This is a genomic window from Franzmannia qiaohouensis, from assembly GCF_031451695.1.
GTDB lineage: Bacteria > Pseudomonadota > Gammaproteobacteria > Pseudomonadales > Halomonadaceae > Franzmannia > Franzmannia qiaohouensis.
Genome location: NZ_JARWAM010000011.1, coordinates 41,227 through 60,464, shown reverse-complemented (window position 1 = coordinate 60,464; position 19,238 = coordinate 41,227). Strand labels below are relative to the sequence as shown.

Annotated in this window: 17 protein-coding genes; 8 read left to right on the top strand and 9 right to left on the bottom strand. The window is 67.7% G+C overall.

Going from position 1 to position 19,238, the window contains the following annotated elements; translation table 11 throughout:
* Positions 1–28 precede the first annotated feature (28 nt).
* The 5 genes from QC821_RS15370 to QC821_RS15350 all read left to right on the top strand — a co-directional run bounded on the left by QC821_RS15370 (position 29) and on the right by QC821_RS15350 (position 6,461).
* On the top strand, positions 29–688 hold the full coding sequence (locus QC821_RS15370) for a carboxypeptidase regulatory-like domain-containing protein (protein WP_309723354.1): 660 nt from the start codon (positions 29–31) through the stop codon (positions 686–688).
* Between the two features lie 18 nt (positions 689–706).
* Complete coding sequence (locus QC821_RS15365; protein ID WP_309723351.1) at positions 707–3,004, top strand: putative bifunctional diguanylate cyclase/phosphodiesterase; 2,298 nt, start codon at positions 707–709, stop codon at positions 3,002–3,004.
* A 13-nt stretch (positions 3,005–3,017) separates the two neighbouring features.
* Positions 3,018–3,869 carry a DUF3034 family protein gene (locus QC821_RS15360; RefSeq protein WP_309723349.1) on the top strand — a complete coding sequence of 284 codons (852 nt, stop codon included), beginning with the start codon at positions 3,018–3,020 and terminating at the stop codon, positions 3,867–3,869.
* A gap of 11 nt (positions 3,870–3,880) precedes the next feature.
* Positions 3,881–4,324: a group I truncated hemoglobin gene (locus QC821_RS15355; RefSeq protein ID WP_309723346.1), complete on the top strand. Its 444-nt coding sequence runs from the start codon at positions 3,881–3,883 to the stop codon at positions 4,322–4,324.
* A 79-nt stretch (positions 4,325–4,403) separates the two neighbouring features.
* Positions 4,404–6,461, top strand: coding sequence for a putative bifunctional diguanylate cyclase/phosphodiesterase (locus QC821_RS15350; RefSeq protein ID WP_309723343.1), 2,058 nt, complete (start codon positions 4,404–4,406; stop codon positions 6,459–6,461).
* Here QC821_RS15350 and QC821_RS15345 read toward each other — a convergent pair.
* The 5 genes from QC821_RS15345 to rfaH form a co-directional block, all read right to left on the bottom strand.
* Positions 6,452–7,654, bottom strand: a complete 1,203-nt coding sequence (locus tag QC821_RS15345; RefSeq protein ID WP_309723340.1) for a PqqD family protein — start codon at positions 7,652–7,654, stop codon at positions 6,452–6,454. The genes QC821_RS15350 and QC821_RS15345 overlap by 10 nt on opposite strands.
* 3 nt (positions 7,655–7,657) lie before the next feature.
* Entirely contained in the window at positions 7,658–7,975 is a 318-nt protein-coding gene (locus QC821_RS15340) for a hypothetical protein (protein WP_309723336.1), read from the bottom strand.
* A gap of 228 nt (positions 7,976–8,203) precedes the next feature.
* Positions 8,204–8,362: a cytochrome c oxidase subunit CcoM gene (gene ccoM / locus QC821_RS15335; RefSeq protein ID WP_309723332.1), complete on the bottom strand. Its 159-nt coding sequence runs from the start codon at positions 8,360–8,362 to the stop codon at positions 8,204–8,206.
* A 135-nt stretch (positions 8,363–8,497) separates the two neighbouring features.
* Positions 8,498–9,007 (bottom strand): FKBP-type peptidyl-prolyl cis-trans isomerase, encoded by a 510-nt coding sequence (locus tag QC821_RS15330; protein ID WP_309723330.1) that lies wholly within the window; start codon positions 9,005–9,007, stop codon positions 8,498–8,500.
* A 40-nt stretch (positions 9,008–9,047) separates the two neighbouring features.
* Positions 9,048–9,596 (bottom strand): transcription/translation regulatory transformer protein RfaH, encoded by a 549-nt coding sequence (rfaH, locus tag QC821_RS15325; RefSeq protein WP_309723327.1) that lies wholly within the window; start codon positions 9,594–9,596, stop codon positions 9,048–9,050.
* A 155-nt stretch (positions 9,597–9,751) separates the two neighbouring features.
* On the opposite strand from rfaH, the gene QC821_RS15320 reads away from it, so the two are divergent.
* Positions 9,752–11,119 carry an AmpG family muropeptide MFS transporter gene (locus QC821_RS15320; protein WP_309723324.1) on the top strand — a complete coding sequence of 456 codons (1,368 nt, stop codon included), beginning with the start codon at positions 9,752–9,754 and terminating at the stop codon, positions 11,117–11,119.
* A 7-nt stretch (positions 11,120–11,126) separates the two neighbouring features.
* Here QC821_RS15320 and QC821_RS15315 read toward each other — a convergent pair whose 3' ends face one another.
* Positions 11,127–12,947: an SEC-C metal-binding domain-containing protein gene (locus QC821_RS15315; RefSeq protein WP_309723322.1), complete on the bottom strand. Its 1,821-nt coding sequence runs from the start codon at positions 12,945–12,947 to the stop codon at positions 11,127–11,129.
* 47 nt (positions 12,948–12,994) lie between these two features.
* Positions 12,995–14,260, bottom strand: a complete 1,266-nt coding sequence (locus QC821_RS15310; RefSeq protein WP_309723319.1) for an ABC1 kinase family protein — start codon at positions 14,258–14,260, stop codon at positions 12,995–12,997.
* A 97-nt stretch (positions 14,261–14,357) separates the two neighbouring features.
* Between QC821_RS15310 and QC821_RS15305 the strand changes: the two genes are divergently transcribed.
* Positions 14,358–16,307 carry a DNA topoisomerase III gene (locus QC821_RS15305; protein WP_309723315.1) on the top strand — a complete coding sequence of 650 codons (1,950 nt, stop codon included), beginning with the start codon at positions 14,358–14,360 and terminating at the stop codon, positions 16,305–16,307.
* Positions 16,304–17,182: a ketopantoate reductase family protein gene (locus QC821_RS15300; protein WP_309723311.1), complete on the top strand. Its 879-nt coding sequence runs from the start codon at positions 16,304–16,306 to the stop codon at positions 17,180–17,182. Before QC821_RS15305 ends, QC821_RS15300 begins: the two co-directional genes overlap by 4 nt.
* On the opposite strand, the gene QC821_RS15295 is transcribed toward QC821_RS15300, so the two are convergent.
* Both QC821_RS15295 and QC821_RS15290 read right to left on the bottom strand, forming a co-directional pair.
* The gene (locus QC821_RS15295) at positions 17,164–18,579 is read right to left on the bottom strand and encodes an ATP-binding protein (protein WP_309723308.1); all 1,416 of its coding nucleotides are present in this window, start codon (positions 18,577–18,579) and stop codon (positions 17,164–17,166) included. The two genes, QC821_RS15300 and QC821_RS15295, sit on opposite strands and share 19 nt — an antisense overlap.
* A complete protein-coding gene (locus QC821_RS15290; protein ID WP_309723305.1) occupies positions 18,579–19,238 on the bottom strand; it encodes a response regulator in 660 nt (219 codons plus the stop codon). Before QC821_RS15290 ends, QC821_RS15295 begins: the two co-directional genes overlap by 1 nt.

Sequence of the window (19,238 nt, the reverse complement as noted above, 5' to 3'; positions counted from 1 at the left end):
CCTATAATAAGCTGACCAGGCACTCCCTATGCGCACTGCGTTGTTACCCCAGCGGTTAGCGGTGATAGTCTCGACGCTGCTGCTATCAAGCCCCGCCGCCGCCACGCTTCTCACCGTCAGGGACGCCGCCAGCGGCGAGTCGTTGTCCAATGCAGTGATCGAAGTCCACGTCAGCGGCGCGCCGGGCAGGCCCGGGGTCCAGGACGATATCATCCAGCGCGATGCGGCCTTCCATCCGCATGTCTCGGCGGTCCCGGTCGACAGCCGTATTCGCTTTCCCAATCAGGACAGCACCCGCCACCACGTCTACTCCTTTTCACCGGCCAAGGTCTTCGATCTCAACCTCTTCCTGCGCGATACCCCACCGCCCATTACCTTCGACCAGACCGGCGTCGTGGTGCTTGGCTGCAACATCCATGATCACATGCAGGCCTTCATCGTGGTCAGCGATGCAACGCACGTCGGCGTTACCGAGGAGGACGGCCGCTGGCAGATACCCGACCTGCCCGCTGGTGAGCATCGCGTGAGGATCTGGCACCCTCGCCTCGACGACAGCCACCAGCAGTGGCACGACGTCTCCCTCGACGAACAGCCCCAGCAGGAGGTGCTGCTGACCCTGACGGCCTCGGCGCCGCCCCCCGCTGAGCCATCGGCGCTGCAGCAGCGTTTCCGCGATGCCACCCAGTGACCGGCGGCAGGCCCCCTAGTGAGCTTTCGTAGCCGCCTTCTCATCGTGCTGCTGGCCGTGGTGGTGTTTGCACTTACGGTGACCGGTGGCGCCTTCCTGCGCGTGGTGTATCAGGATGCCCTGGCCAAGGGGGAACACGACCTGGAGGTGGGCGTCAACGTACTCCAGCAAATCCTCGACGAGCGCGGCCATCAGCTGCGTAACAACGTGGCGATACTCGCCGACGACTTCGGTTTCAAGAGCGCAGTCGCCACCCAGGATACCGATACGCTGCGTACGGTACTGGCCAACCACGGCGACCGTGCAGGGGCCGACATGGTGCTGCTCAGCGACCTCGAGGGCAGCCTGCTGGCCAGCAGCCATCACCCTGCCGGGAGCACGCTGCCGTTCTTCGATCTGCTGGAGCAGGCCCAGCAACAGGGCGCCGGCGTCGATCTCATCGTCGAAGCGGGGCAGCCCTATGAGTTCGTGCTGCTGCCGGTGCGCGCGCCCAACCTGATCGGCTGGGTGGGCATGGGCTTCTTGATCGATGAGGCGTTGGTTAACGAGATTCACGCCCTGACCCGCCTGGACATCAGCGTCATCGCGCAACCCAGCGGAGATAGCCCCTCCTACTTGGTTAGCTCTCGACCCGGGCTGGCCGACCAGGCCGAGCCGATAGACGCCCAGGCGATCATCGACGACCCGGACTACCTGACCCGCGAGCTGGTCCTTAACGTAGCCGGTCCGCAGCAGACCCTCGCCCTGGCTCAGGTATCCCGCGCCAGCCTGCTGGCCGCCTATCGCGACTTGCAGTGGCAACTGCTGGCCATCGTCGGCTTGATTCTGCTGCTGACGACCGCTGCAGCGGCCTGGAGCGCCCGCAGCATGAGCCTGCCGCTGACCCGGCTCAGCGATGCTGCGCGGCGCATTGGCCTCGGCCAGCGACTCGAGGCGATCGGCGTCTCACCGCGCGGCGAGATCGGCCTGCTGGCCGACACCTTGCTATCGATGCAGGCCGATATCGACGAACGCGAACGGACGCTGCTGCACCGCTCCCGCCACGACCCCTTGACCGACCTGCCCAACCGCAGCAGCGCCCAGGAGTGCATAACGCAGCTGATCGAGCAGGGTCGGCCGTTCTCTCTGCTGCGTCTGGCCGTCGAAAGATTTCGCGATATCAACGACACCTTCGGCTATGCCCTCGGGGACAGGGTGTTGATCACCCTGGCCCAGCGGCTGGCACAGCTGCCCTCCCCGGGCTTCCAGGCGTTTCGGCTCGGCGACGACGAATTCCTGCTGCTGGTAGACAACCCGGTGCCGCCCGTCGGCTGGCAGGAGAGGCTGCTGCACGAGCTGAGCGAGCCCATCGAGCTGGACGCCTCACCATTTCGCCCGTCGCTGTGTGCGGGAGAGTCGCATAGTCCCACCCACGGCGAAGACCCGCACCTGCTGCTGCGGCGGGCCGATATTGCGCTGGCATCCGCACGCCGCCAGCGCAGCGCCTGGTGCTGCTACCAGCCCGGGCAGGACGAACAGCACTTTCGCCAGTTGACCCTGATTCGCGACTTGCAGGCGGCGGCCAGAGACTCCCAGCTATGGATGGCCTATCAACCCAAGATCGAGGCCAGCAGCGGAAAGGTGAGCCAGTTCGAAGCCCTGATGCGCTGGCAGCATCCCAGCCTGGGGTTCATTCCTCCAGACGAGTTCATTACCCTCGCCGAGCGCTCGGGCAACATTCGTCTGCTCACCCGCTGGATGATCGATAGCGTGTGTCGCCAGCTCGCCGAATGGCGGCGCGCCGGACGGATCCACTCGGTGGCCATCAACCTCTCCGCCGAGGACGTCATCGATCCGCAGCTCTCCGAGCATCTGCTCAGCGTACTGGCTCACTACGCCCTCGACGTCGAGCAGCTGAGCCTGGAAGTGACCGAGAGCGCCGTGATGCAGGATCCCGCGCTGGCCAATCGCTGCCTGAGCGAGCTCAGGCAAGCGGGCCTGACGGTGGCGATCGATGACTTCGGCACCGGCTACTCGTCGCTGGCACAGCTCAAGCAGCTGCCCGTGGCCGCCTTGAAGATCGACAAGTCGTTCGTGATGTCGCTGGATACCCAGCCCGACGACGTAGTCATCGTGCGTTCGACCATCGAGCTGGGGCATCGCCTGGGGCTGCGTGTCGTTGCCGAGGGAGTGGAAACCGCTGCCATCGCCGCCCTCCTTTGCGACTTCGGCTGCGACGAACTGCAAGGCTACCTGATCGCCAAGCCGCTCCCGGGCCATGAGGTCGCCGCCTGGCTCGACCAGTATCGAGCTGACGACATACTCCCCTTGACGTGAACTGGAGGCATTGATGCGAGTTACCCAGCGTGCCGCGTGCCAACTCCTGTGCTGCCTGTTGCTTGCGGCACTGCCTCTCGCAGCATCGGCCGGCAGCCGACTGCTCGCCACCGGCGGCGTGACCCAGATCGAAGGCGCCGCGGGCGGCGGCCTGTCGCCCTGGGCGGTGCTTGCCGGCACGCCAAGCAGCGACGAAGTGGGCCTGACCGCAGCGGCAACCCGCGCCTGGTTGAACGACTATCGCCTCAGCGTCGGCGGCGTGGGGGTCAACGTGCATGATCGCCTAGAGCTGTCACTGGCGCGCCAGCGGCTGGAGTTGACCACCCTGGGTGGTGAACTCGAACAGACCATCGCCGGCGGCAAGCTGCGACTCTTCGGGGATCTGCTCTACCACCCCTGGGGCATCTGGAGCCTGGGTGTCCAGCACAAGTGGCTGGAGGATGGCGACCTCGCCCGGGCCGTAGGTGCCACGGATACCCGCGGCACCGATCTCTACCTGAGCGGCAGCAAGCTGTGGTTTGCCGCCGTTGCCGGCCGCAACCTGGTGACCAACCTCACCCTCAGGCACTCGGCCGCCAATCAGGGCGGGCTGCTCGGTTACGGGGGAGACCACAATGACGCCGCCTCGCTGCTCGTCGAGGGCTCACTGGGACTCTTCATCACCCCTCGCTGGATCGTCGGCACGGAGTACCGGCAAAAGCCCGACAATCTCTCTTTCGCCCAGGAGGACGACTGGCAGAGTCTCTACAGCGCCTACTTTTTCAGCAAGCAGGTATCGCTTACCGCGGCCTGGCTGGAGCTCGGCTCCATTGCCGGCCTCGACGATCAGCGCGGCGGTTATCTCTCGCTTCAGCTAGCCTTCTGAGGAGTCATGTCTTGTTCGAGCGTTCTCGCATCGTGCTGCTGGCGGCGGTTTCAAGCGCCCTCTTGATGGCGGCAGGCTGCACCATGCGCCAGCCGTCTCAACCGCTTTATGCCGATCTGGGTGGCCAGCCAGGCATTGCAGCGGTGGTCGAAAACCTGATGTACCGGATTGCCGACGATGCTCATATCGTCGGCTTCTTCGCCAACACCAACATCGACCACTTCGTCGCCTCGCTGGAGCAGCAGCTATGCGATATTAGCGACGGACCCTGTCAATATCAGGGACCTCCCATGGATCGCGCCCACCAGCACATGGGCCTTGATGACAGCCACTTCAATCGGCTGGTGGAGCACCTCGATGCCGCCATGATCGACGAAAATATCCCCCTGCAAACCCGTAATCGGCTATATGCTCGACTCGCTCCGCTGCACGCCGACATCATGCGCTTGCAATAGCATACCCGCCTATCGCTAGCGCCGAGCACGGCTATACTCAGGGTTCCACCGCCAATGACGCAGTTCGCGAGTAACCTGCATGTATCAGGCGCCAGACACCCGCAAAAGCGCCCGTCCCCTACCCCAGCGCCGCCTGATGGGCCTACTGTCAGGCGCATTGGGCGTCGGCGTTGCCTTGATCCTGGCGGTCAGCTGGCAGGTCTCGCGCCAGGCGGGCCTGGGCAGCGCCCTGGCCTGGCTGGGCGCCGGCAGCGTGGTGCTGCTGGCGGTGTCGCTGCTGTTCCTGCGCGAGCTTGGCCATCAGCGTGATGCCCAGCAGCGCATGGAGCGCGCACTGCACGACTCCCGCCGGCGCCTGCTCGCCCAGCAGCAGGCCTGGCATGAACTACGCAACCTGCAGCACGAAGCCGGTGACAGCGACTTCTACTCCAGCGTGCTGAGTTCGACCGCACGGCTGATGAACGTGCCGCGGGTCAGCATCTGGCTGCTCGACGACGAGACCATGACCTGCCAGGCCAGCCTCGATGACGCCCAGGTCGGCGAGCAGCTGCCCATCGAGCGCCTCGACGGCTACCTTGGGGCACTGCGAGAGTCCCCCGGCCTGGCCAGCGTCGAGGCGCAGCAGGATCCGCGCCTGGCCTGCCTCAACGACTATCTGGTCAAACACGACGTGGTCTCGATGCTCGACGCCGGCATCTTCGTCGGCGGCGAGCTGCGCGGCATTCTATGCTGCGAATCGCTGCTAACTCGCCGCTGGCATGCCGAGGAGGTCAGCTGCCTGATCGCGGTCTCGGGACTGGTCTCGCAGTTCGCCGAGTCGCTGCGCCGGCGTGCCGCGGAACAGGATCTGCACCGCCACCTGCATTACGACGATGTCACCGGCCTGCCGACCCTGCGCGGTCTGGATGCTTCACTGGAGCGCCACCTAGAGGCCGGTCGCTTTCACCTTGGCGTACTGCGGATCGGCGGGCTCAGCCAGATCAACGAAACCCTCGGCCAGCGCGGCGGCGACCAGGCGCTGAGCCTGATCGCCCAGCATCTGCAGCGCTATATGGACCTAACGCTGTCGGGCATCGACCTGGCCCGGCTGCCCTCCAACCGCCTGGTACTGGTAATGCCGGACACCACTCGTGACGTGGCGCACCAACTGCTGGCAGAGCTGCTGGAAACCCTCAACGCCCACCCCTGGTGGGTGGATAATCAGGCGTATCAGCTGCAGTTTGCCCTCGGCATTGCCAGCTACCCGGACCACTCCGACAGCGTCGAACAGCTGCTGCAGCGCGCCGAGCTGGCCCTCAAGGAGGCGCGCCATGACACTCGCCACGGCGTGGCCTTCTACGCCAGCGAGCTGAGCGAGTGGCAGCAGCGTCAGAACCTGCTCGAGCGCGAGCTGCGCGAGGCCATCCGCAGCCGGCAGTTCTGCCTCTATCTGCAGCCACAGTTCGACCGGATGGGGGCCCTCAGGGGCGCCGAGATGCTGCTGCGTTGGCAGCACCCCGAACGAGGCCTGATCGGCCCCGGCGGGTTCATTCACGAAGCCGAGCGCAGCGGGCTGATTCGGCCGATCGGTAACTGGGTACTCGAGCAGGCCGGTCAGCTGTTGGCGGGTCCGCTGGCCGACAGCCAGCTGAGGCTATCGGTCAATGTCTCGGTACAGCAGCTGCGCGATGAAGATTTCGTGCCGCGCATCGCCCGCTTGATCAACAAGCACGCCATCGCCCCGGGCCGCCTGACCCTCGAGGTGGTCGAGTCGCTGCTGCTGACCCCGGGTATCAGCCTGCAGCTCAAGGCACTGCGCGACCTCGGCGTAGAGCTGTCGCTTGACGACTTCGGTACCGGCTACTCCTCGCTGCGCTACCTGCAGGACTTCCGCGTCGACGAGATCAAGCTCGACAAGGTGTTCATCGATGTCCTGCAGCAGCGTGACGATGCACCACTGGCGCGCTCGATCATCGCCCTGGCCAAGACCCTTGGGCTCAAGCTGGTCGCCGAAGGGGTGGAGACCGCGTTCCAGCTCGAATACCTCAGCCGCCACGGCGTCGACCTGGTCCAGGGCTACCACCTCGCGCATCCCGAGCCGGTCGCCAACTTCCTGACGCGACTGCAGACCGACCCCAGGCAGATCGATCACGGCTGAGATGATATCCGCTGGATCAGCCCCGCCCCAGACAGCTCGGCAAACAAACGCCGCGTATCAGTTGCGACTCGTTTCATTGGCACCCCGGGAAACGCCTCGACAAGCAGGTCAGCGGCCTCGTCTACCCCCAGCGGCTCACAGTTCAACAGGCGCCAGACTCCCGCCGCCACCGGATTGAGCCTGTGCACCTCGCCGGCGCGCTCGGCCAACATACTGATCATGAAGAGCTCATCTCCCAGCGGTCGCGCTCGCCAGCCAGCGGTTGGCTGCCAGCGTCCTGTCAGCGCCCCCTCATCAACCTCCGGCGCCAAATGCGCAGCCTCCTGCCAGCGGCGGCTAGCCGGTAACGCAGTAATGCCGGCCGGCTGTCGCATCGCCTCTGCTACCACATCGACCGCTTCCAGCGGGTCGGCATAGCGCAGCAGCCAGCAGGGCACCCGCTTCATCAACTCCAGCAGCGGCGACAGCAGCGGCTCGGCCGGCCAGTCCGCGGCAAAATTCTGGCACAACAGCTGCAACAATCCGTCTCCTGGGGCCAGCGGCAGAAGCTCGGCCGCCGCGCCGGGCTCTCGCTCGAGCAGCACAATGGCGCCCACCGGCGCGCGCTCGCCGTGTCGGGCCAGCTGCGACGCCGGCAGCGATAGATACTGGTAGCGATTATCGCCAGGCCCGCGATGCGCCTCGACGTAGGCACTGAAGGCTGCCGGCAAGCTCGCCGGCAGCGGCACCCTTAGCCGCGGCGCGATGCCCAGTGCCATACCCTGACCAGCGGCGTCGAGTGCCAGCACGTCATCACCGAACACCCGATAGCCGGCACAGGCGAAAGCAGCACTCAAGGTACTCTTGCCGGCGCGGTGTGCTTCGGGAAACAGCACCAGACGCTCTCCAACCAGCGCCGAGCCGCAGTGCAGGCCAATCAAGTCAGGCCGTTCGAGCAGAAAATTGGGGATCAGGTCGGCAATCAGGCTGCACGCCGCCGAGGCTGCCGTGGGAATCGGCAGTGGACGGCTAAGCGCCGGCGACGTCTGACAGAAGCCGGCGCCACGGCGCCACAGATGAATCGGCGCCGAAGGCACATCCGATGCGCGACGCCGCTGCGGCCACCCGGGTGCCGCCGCCGCCAGTGCCTGTTCCACCTCGGGCACCGCATCGAGACGCATCGGTAGCGACATGCCCTGCCAGACAATATCCATCGACTACCAGCGACTCGGACGGCTGAAGCTAGGGCGGCTGTAGGATGGCCTGCTGTAGCTGGGCCGACTGTAGCTGGGACGGCTGTAGGAGCCGCGACTGTAGCTGGGCCGGCTATAGGAGCCGCGCCGCTGGCGCCGGTGCCGACGGCCGCCGATCTCGATAACGATACCTTCTTCGTACCAGGCCTGGGCCTGGCCCAGGCTGAACAGCGTCGGTGCCACATAGGCAGCGACCCCACCCAGCCCCAGGGCGGCCAACAGCTTGCGACGCCGCGGATCGTTCAGTCCCTTGCGCGGATCGGTAGGCTCATGCTCTGACATCGAAACACCTCGGCGGTTTATGAACAGTGTTTGAATACTAGCCACCCGCCAGCCCCCCCTCCAGCACCTGCGCCCCTCTCCGCCAGCGTTTCGCACTTCTTGCAAAGTCTCATGGCTCTGTCGGCATTAGGCGACAGACACCAATCACAGGCGAAAAAAAGCCGGCCCAGAAGGCCGGCTACAGGGGGCATGGCCCCCTACCCTGACGACGCGGTGCAGGGCGTGGCGTCAGCGTCGTGATGACGACTCCACGCGACCTTGATCTGATTTGCCGGACTTGCCGTGGCGCTTGTGATCGTGAATCACGAAGCCCACCCAGCCGGCCATGAAAGCGACCATCAAGCCAACGGTCACCAGTCCAAAGATTACGGCGTCATCCCAGTACATGGCGTGTCTCCCGTGGCGTATGTGATGGTCTCACTCTAGCCAGCGGGAGCCGGTGCGGCCCTGACCTGGATCAAGTTTGCGCGCCCGCTGAGGCGGCAGGAACAGCGGAATTGATCCAGGTCAGTTTACGACGGGTCAGGGCTGCTTGCGGTCCTCCACCTGGGTGTGGTCGACATCCTCGTCAAGCGGATGGCCCTTGGCCAGCTCGGCACGGGTGGCGTCACGCACGCTGAGCACCTCGAGCCCATAGCTGAGGCGTTCGCCGGCCAGCGGATGATTGCTGTCGATGGTGACGCGCTCCTCACCCACCTCGATCACGGTAACGACCTGCGGGCCGGCGTCGCCCTGGGTCTGGAAACGCATGCCCGGCGCCAGATCGTCGACCGGGAAGGCGCCGCGCGCCACCTCCTGGATCAGGTCGTCGCGGCGCACGCCGTAGGCCTCGGCAGGCATCAACGTAACGCTGAGCTGGGCGCCCACCGCCTGGCCGTCGAGGGCTCGCTCGAGCCCGGCGACGATATTGTCGTGGCCGTGCAGGTACTCCAGCGGAGTGCCGCGGGCCCGCGAGTCGTCGAGCACCTCACCGCGGCTATTCTTGAGCACGTAGTGCAGGCGCACCACGCGCTGGGGAGCGATAGTGGTCATGGCGTCTCCTGATTGCGAAAGGGGAAAACGGCGGCGGCGTTCAGCCGTCGCGTCGCAGCTGAGCGACCGGCATCTCCAGGCGCTGCTGCTTGTGCAGCATGGTCAGCAGGACCACGGCACGCTCCTCGCCCTTGTGGGACTCGAACACCGCCTTGAGATCGCGGAACGGACCGTCGGTGATCTCGACGGTCTCGCCAGCACGGAAATAGACGTTGACCTGCGGCCCGGCGCCATCGCTGCGGCAGGCCTGGTCGCGCAGCAGCTGCACCAGGGCATCATCTACCGCCAGCGGCTCGTGACCGAAGCTGACCAGCTTGAGCACGCCGCGGGTGGAGCGGATCGGCCGCCAGTTGCTTGCCAGCCGATCGAGGCGAATGAACAGGTAGTAGGGGAACAGCGGCTCGGCGATCCATACCAGCTTGTCGCGGCGTTTCTTCTGCACCTCGAGCACCGGATGAAAGACCTCATAGCCCTGATTGTCGAGATGCTCGGCGGCGCGAAACGATTCACCGCCCTTGCACTGGATGATGTACCAGCGCGGTATGGCATCGGCGGATTCACCGCTAGGGTCATCGTTGAACTCGTGCATGGGGCTCCTGACGGTAGCGGGCCGAATGTGGCTGGCGTCTGCTCTGCGGCTCTGCAACAATCGCCGCAAGCGATCGGCTGCCAAATGGCGAGTTTACCACTCCTTACAGCCGTCTTCCGCCCTGCACCTCGCCCCACGGATCGGAGAGACTGCTAATGCCCACGCCCCCCGTTCAGCGCAGCTGGCGCGCCGCTCTGGCCATCTATCTGCGCGCCCCGGTCATCACCATGCTGTTCCTGGGCTTTTCGGCCGGACTGCCGTTTCTGCTGGTGTTCTCGACGCTGTCGGCCTGGCTGCGCAGCGACGGAGTAGAGGTGGCCGCCATCGGCTTCTTCTCGTGGATCGGCATCCTCTATTCCATCAAGTTCTTCTGGGCGCCGGTGGTCGATCGCCTGGCACTGCCGCTGCTGACGCGGACCTTTGGCCAGCGACGCGGCTGGATGCTGCTGGCCCAGGCGCTGATCGCCGGCGGCCTGGTGGGCCTGGCGAGCCTCAACCCCACCGACAACCTGGCAATGGTTGCGGCCCTGGCGCTGGTGGTGGCGTTCGGTTCGGCGACCCAGGACATCGCCATCGACGCCTTTCGCATCGAGTCGGCGCCGGACGATATCCAGGCCGCCATGGCCTCGACCTACATCATCGGCTACCGCGGCGGGCTGCTGGCCGCAGGCGCCGGCGCTCTATACGTGGCGTCGGCCTACTCCTGGGAGGTCGCCTACCTGAGCATGGCGGCGCTGGTCGGGATCGGGGTGATCACGGTACTGCTGCGACCTGAGCCGGCCCGGCTATCGCTGAATACCCAGCTGATCCATGAGCCTCGGGTGCGCGCCTTCCTGCGCACCAGCCGCGGCAAGCCCAAGCTGCTGCGGCGTTCGGGCGCCTGGCTGCTGGGCGCGGTGGTCTGCCCGTTCACCGACTTCTTCAGCCGCCACCGGCTCAAGGCGCTATGGCTGCTGGTATTCATTGCCGTGTTTCGGATCAGCGACCTGGCCATGGCGTCGATGGCCAACCCGCTGTACATCGACATGGGCTTCTCGCTGGCCACCATCGCCAACGTCACCAATATCTTCGGTATCGCCATGAGCATCAGCGGGGGGATTCTCGGCGGGCTGCTGGTGGCCCGCTACGGCATTGGACCGATCCTGGTACTGGGCGCCGCGGCGGCGACCCTCACCAACCTGCTGTTCGCTGCCCTGGCCCTGGCCGGTGAAAGCCTGCCGTTCCTGGTCATGGCGATCATCGGCGACAACCTGGCCAATGGCCTGGCCAGCGCGGTATTCATCGCCTTCCTCTCGAGCCTGACCTCGAAGGCCTACACCGCCACCCAGTACGCGCTGTTCTCGTCGCTGATGACCCTGCCGGGCAAGTTCCTGAGCGGCTTCGGCGGCATGGTGGTGGCCGCCGAGGGCTATGCCACCTTCTTCGTCATCGCCACCGCGCTTGGCCTGCCGGCGATCCTGCTGGCGATCTGGGTCAGCCGCGATCGCGACCTGGTCCCCCGGCCGGTGCCACGCGCCGCCTGAGTCAAGGCTAGTCGCGCGGCGCCTCGGGGTTGCAAAGCCAGGCCAGCGCGCCGCGGGTGTTGGCCCACTGGTCGCGCATCAGAGTGCGGTACTGCCAGGCCTCGGCGCGGCTGCCCGGCGCCGGTAGCCCCGAGGCAGGCAGACTGACCGCGCGAGCTCGCTCGTTGCACAGCATCTCGAGCACATGGCCGTTGATGGCCTGGGCCTCGCGCAGCGCCTCGCTGGCTTCATCGAGTCGCTCGAGCCGATACAGCGCCAGCGCGCGGCCCATCATTACCCCCAGCAGCGGCGTATCCGCGGACTGATAGCTGACCTCCAGAGCGCGCCGGTCGCTGCCCTCGCGCAGCAGCTGGTCGAGCACCAGCTCGCGCAGCCCCAGGCTGTCCTGGGCATCGAGGGCCAGCAGTCGCTCGGCCAGCTCGCGGGAGTGCTCGCGGGCGCCGCGCTCCATGCCCACCACCAGCGCCAGTCCGGTACGCAGCAGCACCGCATTGTCGGCGGCGTCCCATACGAAGGCGCCGTCACCCTCGCCATCGAGCTGGGTCAGCCAGCGTTCGAGCCGCTGCGCCAGCGGCTCGAACAGGCTCGGCGCCATCCACGGCAGGCTGCCGAAGCGGCTGGTCAAGGCCAGGGTCAGCGCCTGCACCACCTGCGGCGAATCGAGCCACTCGGGGTGGGCGCAGAGCTCGGCCAGCCAATCGCCGGCGTGGGGCCAGGGGTCGTCCTCGAAGCCCAGCGCCGCGTCTTCGTCGACCAGCACCTGGAAGTGTTTCTGCCAGGCGGCGAACAGGGTGTCTTCGCGGGCGCTGCGATGGTATTCGCGGCTGCCGTCGTCGGCGGTCACGAAGCGCAGCAGCGGTGCCGTGGGCAGCGCCTCGAGCAGCGCCTGCAGCGCCGCCAGCGGATCGGCCAGGTCCTCTTCGGAATTGACCATCTGCTCGGCCAGCGTGGCGCCGGGATTCTCCGCCAGATCGGCCAGGAACTGCAGCTGCTCGGGGTCGAGATCGCCCTGCCGCGCCAGTCGGCGGAACCAGAAGCGCGCGCGCTCGCCGGCCTCCTCGACGTTGCCCTCGTGGAGCAGCAGCATGGCTTCGATATAGGCCAGGGTCGGCGAGTCGGGCAGCGCCTGCTGGGCGCGCACGAACGCCTCGCGGGCGCTGGCCAGATCATCGTTGTCGAGGTGCATCAGGCACAGCCGCTCCAGGGCCACGCCGCGCAGGAACAGCGGCCCGCGGTCGAGCACCTCGTCGAGCAGCGCGGTGCGCTTGCGATAGAAACCGCGCTCCTGGTAGAGATCCACCAGCAGTTCGAAGGCCGGCTCCGCCTGCTCCGGCATCTGCGCCCAGTCGGCGCCCTCGAACAGCGCCTCGAGAATCTGCTGGGCGCGGCCGCGCTGGCCGCTCTCGGCGGCGATCAGCCCGGCCTCGAGCAGCGCCTGGGCCGGCGCCTGACCGCTGGCCAGGGCCGCCTTGAGCGACGCGCCCTTCCACTCGCGCAGCGACAGCATCCACATCAGGTGGCTGGGGATCGGCCCAGGGATTGTCACCGCGCCGCAGCAGTGCTTGGTCTTGCGCCCCGAGTCGCACCAGCAGGGCTCGTTGCGTCCCGGCCGCGCCAGCGGCTCACAGACGTAGCCGGCTCGCTCGAGCGGGGTCTGCGACCACAGCTCCGGCGCCAGCGCCTGGGCCAGCGCCAGATCGTCGCCGACCAGGGCGCGGCCCTCGTCGCGTGCCCAGGCCATGAACGACGGATAGTGCTCGTTATCACGAATCGCGCCGAGGGCTCCCGATGCAAAGCCCAGCAGCTGTTCTACCCATACCGCCAGCATCGCCATCTCCGCCGAAAAAAATCGCGCTAGTCTAGCACGCCGGCAGGCTAGGGCTCACCTCCGACGCGGCGTTGGCGCGCCCACTCCAGCAGCGGCTGGCTGCGCGCCTGCATATCGAGACGCGCGCCGAGCCGCACCAGGTTCCAGTAGTGGCCGTTGAGCGCCCGCGACAGCAGCAGGGTGTCGGCCGGCGGCTGCAGGCGATCCATCGCCGCCCACACCCGCGGACTCAGCTCGCGCAGACGACGATGCACGCGCACATCGCCGAAATCCTGTTCGCCGGGAGCGAACAGCGGCGCCACCGCCTCGGCGGCCTCGCGATAGAGCGCCAGCGGCGCGCCCTCGCCCTGGCGCCCACCCATCTTGAGCAGCGCGGCATCCATCGCCAACGGGTCCCCCAGCAGGGTCGATTCGAGCAGCTCGAGCATCTGCGCCAGGCGCGCCTCGGGCACCGCGATCACCGCGCCCAGGTCGTAGATCACCAACCGCCCCTGGTCGTCGCAGGCAAAATTGCCGGCGTGGGGGTCGGCGTGCAGTTCGCCGAAGCGAAACAGCTCCTCGGTAAGCCAGTCGGCCAGCGCCTCGGCGATCTGCTGGCGTGTTGCCGGCTCGGCCTGCTCCAGGTCGCGCAGTGGGGTGCCCGGCACGTAGTGCATGGCCAGCACCCGGGCGCCGCAGTAGTCCAGCGCCGGGGCGGGTATCACGATCCGCCGGTGGTCGGCATAGCGCTGCCGATAGCGCGCCAGGGCCGCGGCCTCGGCGCGGTAGTCGAGCTCACCGCGCAGGCTCTCGGCAAGCTCCTCGAACAGCGCATCGAGACGCGCCTGGGGGACCTTGAACCAGCGCCCCAAGCGCATGATGCGGCGCACCTGGGCCAGGTCGCTCTCCAGCACGTCGACCAGCCCCGGATACTGCACCTTGAGTACCAGGGTTTCCCCGGAATGGGTCACCGCACGGTGCACCTGGCCCATGGAGGCACTGGCGAAGGGCTGCTCCTCGACCTCGCGGAAGTGGGCCTCCAGGTCGCCGTACTGCTCGACCAGGGTGGTACGGATCTGCGCCCAGGGCATCGGCTCGGCCTGGCGCTGCAGGCGCGCCAGCTCCTCGGCCAGGTCCGGCGGCAGCAGGTCGTCCCACTGCGACATGATCTGGGCAAGCTTCATGGCCGGCCCCTTGAGCTCCGAGAGCCCGACGAACAGCGCCTCGCCCAGCGCCCGCCAGTCGCTGTTGCCGCCCATTCGGCTCTTGAGCATGGCACCGCCGGTGCGTGCTCCCAGGCCCAGTAGGCGTCGTGTCCGTCCGCGCTCGCGCATAATGATACAAACCTTATACATTTATCAGAAATAGTACACCTGGCGAGACCGCCGCGATACTGGAAGAATATCCACTACCCCAGATGACGAGACAGCCATGCGCCTGATCATCGCCGAAAAGCCGAGCCTGGCCAGGGCCATCGCCGACGCCCTGCCCGGCAAGCGCCGCAGCGTCGAGGGTAGCATCGAGGTCGGCGATACCACCGTCTCCTGGTGTTTCGGCCATCTGCTCGAGCAGGCCCCGCCCGACGCCTACGATCCACGCTACAAGCAGTGGCGGCTCGACCACTTGCCGATCGTGCCGTCGCCCTGGCAGCTGATGCCGCGCCCCAAGGCGCGCGGCCAGCTGGCGGTGATTCGCCGCCTGCTCAAGGCGGCAAGCGAGGTGGTCCACGCCGGCGACCCCGACCGCGAAGGCCAGCTGCTGGTCCAGGAAGTGATCGAGCACCTGCGCTGGCGCGGGCCGGTCAAGCGCCTGCTGATCAGTGACCTCAACCGCCCCGCGGTGGCCAAGGCCCTCGGCCGGCTCGAGGACAACGCCCGCTACCAGCCACTCTACCGTGCCGCGGAGACCCGCGCCCGGGCCGACTGGCTGTACGGTATCAATCTGACTCGCGCCTGGACCCTGACCGGGCGCCAAGCCGGCCACGACGGCGTGCTCTCGGTGGGCCGGGTACAGACCCCGGTGCTCGGCCTGGTGGTACGCCGCGACCGCGAGATCGCCAACTTCACGCCGCGCCCCTTCCACGTGCTATGGGCCGATTTCGCCGTCGCCCACGGCCAGGTCCGCGCCTGGTGGCAGCCCGGCGAGCAGCACCCCCTTGACGACCAGGGCCGGCTGCTGGCCCGCGCGCCGGCCGCCGAACTGGCCGCCCGGCTGCCCGGCGCCGAAGGCCGGCTCAGCGAACTCGACAGCCGCGACAAGCGCCAGGCGCCGCCGCTGCCCTACTCGCTGTCGGCGCTGCAGGTGGATGCCGCACGGCGCTACAAGTACTCGGCCAAGCAGGTGCTGGACACCTGCCAGGCGCTCTACGAGCGGCATACCCTGATCACCTACCCGCGCTCGGACTGCCGCTATCTGCCGCGCGGCCACCATGCAGCGCTGGCCAGCGCGCTGCCGACGCTGTGCCGGGCCGATGCCACGCTGGCCGAGTGGTGCCGCGGCGCCGACTTCACGCGCCGCGGCCGGGCCTTCGACGATGCCAAGGTGGGCGCCCACCACGCCCTGGCCCCCACCGGCAAGGTCCCCGACATGGGCCGCCTCTCGGCGCCGGAGGCCAATGTCTACCGGCTGGTGGTGCGCAACGTGTTGGCGCAGTTCCACGCCCACCTCGAGACCCGCGAGGTAAAGGCCTGCTTCGAGGTGCTCGGCGAGCGCTTTACGGCCAGCGGCAGCGAAGTGCTGGTGGCTGGCTGGAAGCCGCTGTTCACGACCCGCGACGAGCCCCCGCCGCTGCCCACGCTGGTGCGCGGCGAGCCGGCGCGGGTCACCGCCGCCGCGGTCGAGGACCGTGAGACGCGTCCACCGGAGCCCTTCAATGACGCCAGCCTGATCAAGGCGATGATGAACATCGGCCGCTATGTCGACGACCCGGACGTCAAGCGCACGCTGCGCGAGTCGGACGGCCTGGGTACCGAAGCGACCCGCGCCGGCATCATCGAGACGCTGCTCGAGCGCGGCTACCTGGTGCGCGTCAAGAGTGCCCTGCGCGCCAGCCGCACCGGCCACGCGCTGATCGCCTCGCTGCCCGACCCGGCCACGCGCCCGGAGCGCACCGCACTATGGGAGCAGCGGCTCAGCCGCATCGCCGAGGCCGCTGATAGCGAACAGGCATTCCTCGACGCGCTGCTCGGCGACCTGCGTAGCCTGCTCGATGCCGCCGACGCCGAGCGCATGCGCCAGGCGCTGGGCAGCGCCCAGGGCGTCGAGGCGCCAGCCCCGCGGCGTGGCGGCCGCAAGCCCGGGGCGCGGCGCCGCGGCAGCAAGGCCGCCGCGGGCAAGACCAGCCGGCGTCGCAGCAGCAAGGCCAGCGGTGGCCGCCAGTGACCTCGCCACAGTTGATCGTCGGCCCCGGCGCCATCGGCCGGCTGCTGGCCGTGCGCCTCGCCGGCGTGGCGCCGGTGACCCTGCTCGGGCGCCGTGCCCCGCCCGCCGAGTTGACGCTGACCAGCCCCGAGGGTCACACCCTCGCACGGCGGCTGCCCGGTGCCACGCCAGCCAGCCTGGGTGCGCCGTTTCGCGGCACCCTGCATCTCACCACCAAGGCGTATGACTGCCAGGCGGCGCTCGAGGGCCTCGCACCCAAACTCGCCCCCGACACCCCGCTGGTACTGTGGCAGAACGGCTACGGCGTGCAGCGCACCCTGACCCGGCGCTGGAGTGGTCCGGTACTCTGCGCCACCACCAGCGAAGGCGCCTACGTCAGCGAGGGCGGCGTGGTGCATGCCGGCCGCGGCGAGACCTTCCTCGGCCACCTCGACGGCGAACATGCCGACCTCGCCGAGCAGCTGGCCGCGCTGCTCGGCCACGCCGGCCTGCGCTGCCGAGCGGTGAGCGACATTCGCACCCGGCTGTGGCACAAGCTGGCGGTCAATGCCGCCATCAACCCGCTGGTGGCACGCTGGCGGATTCGCAACGGCCAGCTTCGCGACCGGCCGTTTCGGCCGCTGGTCGAGGCGCTGCTCGAGGAGCTCGAGGCCATCATGCACGCCGAGGGCATCGCGCCCCCCGCCGAGGGCTGGCGTGGCAGGGTGTGGCGGGTCATCGAGGGCACCGCCAACAACCGCGCCTCGATGCTTCAGGACGTGCTCGCCGGCCGGCCCACCGAGCGCGAGGCGATCCTCGGCCCGCTGCTCGCCGCCGCCCGGCGCCACGCTCTCGAGGCACCGCGGCTGAGCGCACTCTACGACACCGCTGATTGAGGCCAACGCAACCAGGCTTCCAGGCCACCCGTGGAAGCGTTTGTCAGCTGCAGCGTCAACTGCTGGCGGCGGGCTACTTGCAGGGCGATCGACAAGCCCAGCCCGCTGCCCTCGACGTCGCGGTTGCTTCCGCGACGGAACCGCTCGGTGACCGAGGCGAGCAGCGTCTCGTCGATACCCGGCCCACTGTCGCGCACCACCAGCCACGCCGTGCCGTCGTTGTCACCCATCGATACCTCTACCCAGCCGCCGTGGGGCGAATAGCGCAGCGCATTATCGAGCAGGTTACGGATCAACATGCCCAGCTCGGTGACGTTACCCTCGACCCAGATCGCGTCGTCGGTGGCGATACTCAGCAGCTGCTGGCGAGCCCTGGCCTGGGGCCACATCTCAGCCGCCAGTGTCTGGGTCAGTGCCAGCAAGTTGACCCGCTCGGCACTGGCCTCGCCCTCCTGGTCCAGGCGCACCAGCGTCAGCAGCTGCTCGACGACGCGCTGCAGACGCTCGATGCTGGCATAGGCGCGAGGCAGGGCATCCCGCTCGCCGGCCATGGCGTTGTCGAGATGCACTTTCAGTGCCGCCAACGGCGTGCGCAGCTCATGCGCGGCATCGGCGCTGAAGCGCCGCTCACGGGCCAAGGCATCCTCGAGCCTGGCCATGAAGTCGTTCAGGGCATCGCGAAGCGGCCGCAGTTCGCGCGGCACCGCCAATCGAATACGGCCGAGCTCACGCTCGTTACGCCCGGCAACCTGCCGCGACAGGCTCAGCAGTGGACGCAACCCCCGGTGTACCACCAACCCCACCAGCAGCAGCAGTGCCGGCAGGGCGATAAGCAATGGCAGCAGATTGCCCATCGCCAGCTGACGCGACAGGTCGTCGTGGAAACGCTCGCGCAGGCCGATACTCAGCCAGCGCTGCTGATCGTCGAGAATCAGGCTGAACACACGCCAACGTTCGCCAGCGTAGGTCTCCCAGCGATAGCCCTGCTGCTGCGGCGCCGGGAAAGGCCCGGCATCGTTCCACTCGGCCCCCATCAGCCAAGGCATGCCGTCGGCCTCCCAGAAGCCCAGGGTAAGCATGCGCTCGTCGGTATGGAAACGCCGGGCGATGCTCGCCTGCGGTGACGCCTGCCCCGCCTCCGGACTCGCAGCGTCACCGAACCAGCGCGAGGGGTGCCCCGGCTGATCCAAGTGGCGCGCAATACGTGCATACTCCTGCTCCGGGGTTCCCGGGGCCAGCAGTGACGCGACGATTCGGCCCTGCAGGCTGAGCTGGACGTCGAGGACATCCTCGGCCTTGTGATGGGTGACCCGATAGATGACGGCGATGATGATCAGCGTGGCGACGGCAAGCACCAGCGTCAGCGTAACGATCAGATAGCGGCGGATCGAGCGCATCAGGCCGGCACCTCCAGGCGGTAGCCGATGCCGCGCAGGGTCACGATCAGGGACCTGTCGAGCTTCTTGCGCAGGTGGTGGACATGCACCTCGAGGGCGTTCGATTCGACGTCTTCGTCCCAGCCATACAGCAGGCTCTCCAGCCGTGAGCGGGGAATCACCTGTCCTGCGTGGCGTGCCAGCTCCAGCAGCAGGGCGAACTCGCGACGCCCCAGGCTGACCTCCTGGCCCTGCCAGGTGACGGCATGCCGCGCCTCGTCGATCACCAGCGCACCGAGCTGCAGCTGGGCACTGCGACGCCCCTCGCCGCGCCGTGTCACCACGCGCAGCCTGGCCAGCAGCTCGGCGAGATCGAACGGCTTGAGCACATAGTCGTCGGCCCCGCCGTCCAGGCCTCGCAGCCGATCGACCAGGGCATCGCGGGCGGTAAGCACCACCACTGGCAGGGTATGACGGCGGCGCAGTCGCGCTAACACCTCGAGGCCATCCATGTCGGGCAAGCCCAGGTCGAGGATCAGCGCCGAGAACGCATCGCTGTCGAGTGCCGCCAGCGCGTCACCGCCATTGCGCAACCAGTCGACGGTATAGCCCTCCCGATGCAAGGCGACGCGCATGCCCTCGCCCAGCGACGGATCATCCTCTACCAACAGTATTCGCAT

Bases quoted from the DNA above. Each gene is read 5' to 3' on its own strand.
- QC821_RS15295 (WP_309723308.1), bottom strand. From the start codon at position 18,579: ATGCGCTCGATCCGCCGCTATCTGATCGTTACGCTGACGCTGGTGCTT.
- rfaH (WP_309723327.1), bottom strand. From the start codon at position 9,596: ATGCACGAGTTCAACGATGACCCTAGCGGTGAATCCGCCGATGCCATA.
- QC821_RS15360 (WP_309723349.1), top strand. From the start codon at position 3,018: ATGCGAGTTACCCAGCGTGCCGCGTGCCAACTCCTGTGCTGCCTGTTG.
- QC821_RS15330 (WP_309723330.1), bottom strand. From the start codon at position 9,007: ATGACCACTATCGCTCCCCAGCGCGTGGTGCGCCTGCACTACGTGCTC.
- QC821_RS15345 (WP_309723340.1), bottom strand. From the start codon at position 7,654: ATGGATATTGTCTGGCAGGGCATGTCGCTACCGATGCGTCTCGATGCG.
- QC821_RS15305 (WP_309723315.1), top strand. From the start codon at position 14,358: ATGCGCCTGATCATCGCCGAAAAGCCGAGCCTGGCCAGGGCCATCGCC.
- QC821_RS15315 (WP_309723322.1), bottom strand. From the start codon at position 12,947: ATGCTGGCGGTATGGGTAGAACAGCTGCTGGGCTTTGCATCGGGAGCC.
- QC821_RS15290 (WP_309723305.1), bottom strand. From the start codon at position 19,238: ATGCGAATACTGTTGGTAGAGGATGATCCGTCGCTGGGCGAGGGCATG.
- QC821_RS15320 (WP_309723324.1), top strand. From the start codon at position 9,752: ATGCCCACGCCCCCCGTTCAGCGCAGCTGGCGCGCCGCTCTGGCCATC.
- ccoM (WP_309723332.1), bottom strand. From the start codon at position 8,362: ATGTACTGGGATGACGCCGTAATCTTTGGACTGGTGACCGTTGGCTTG.
- QC821_RS15340 (WP_309723336.1), bottom strand. From the start codon at position 7,975: ATGTCAGAGCATGAGCCTACCGATCCGCGCAAGGGACTGAACGATCCG.
- QC821_RS15310 (WP_309723319.1), bottom strand. From the start codon at position 14,260: ATGCGCGAGCGCGGACGGACACGACGCCTACTGGGCCTGGGAGCACGC.
- QC821_RS15350 (WP_309723343.1), top strand. From the start codon at position 4,404: ATGTATCAGGCGCCAGACACCCGCAAAAGCGCCCGTCCCCTACCCCAG.
- QC821_RS15370 (WP_309723354.1), top strand. From the start codon at position 29: ATGCGCACTGCGTTGTTACCCCAGCGGTTAGCGGTGATAGTCTCGACG.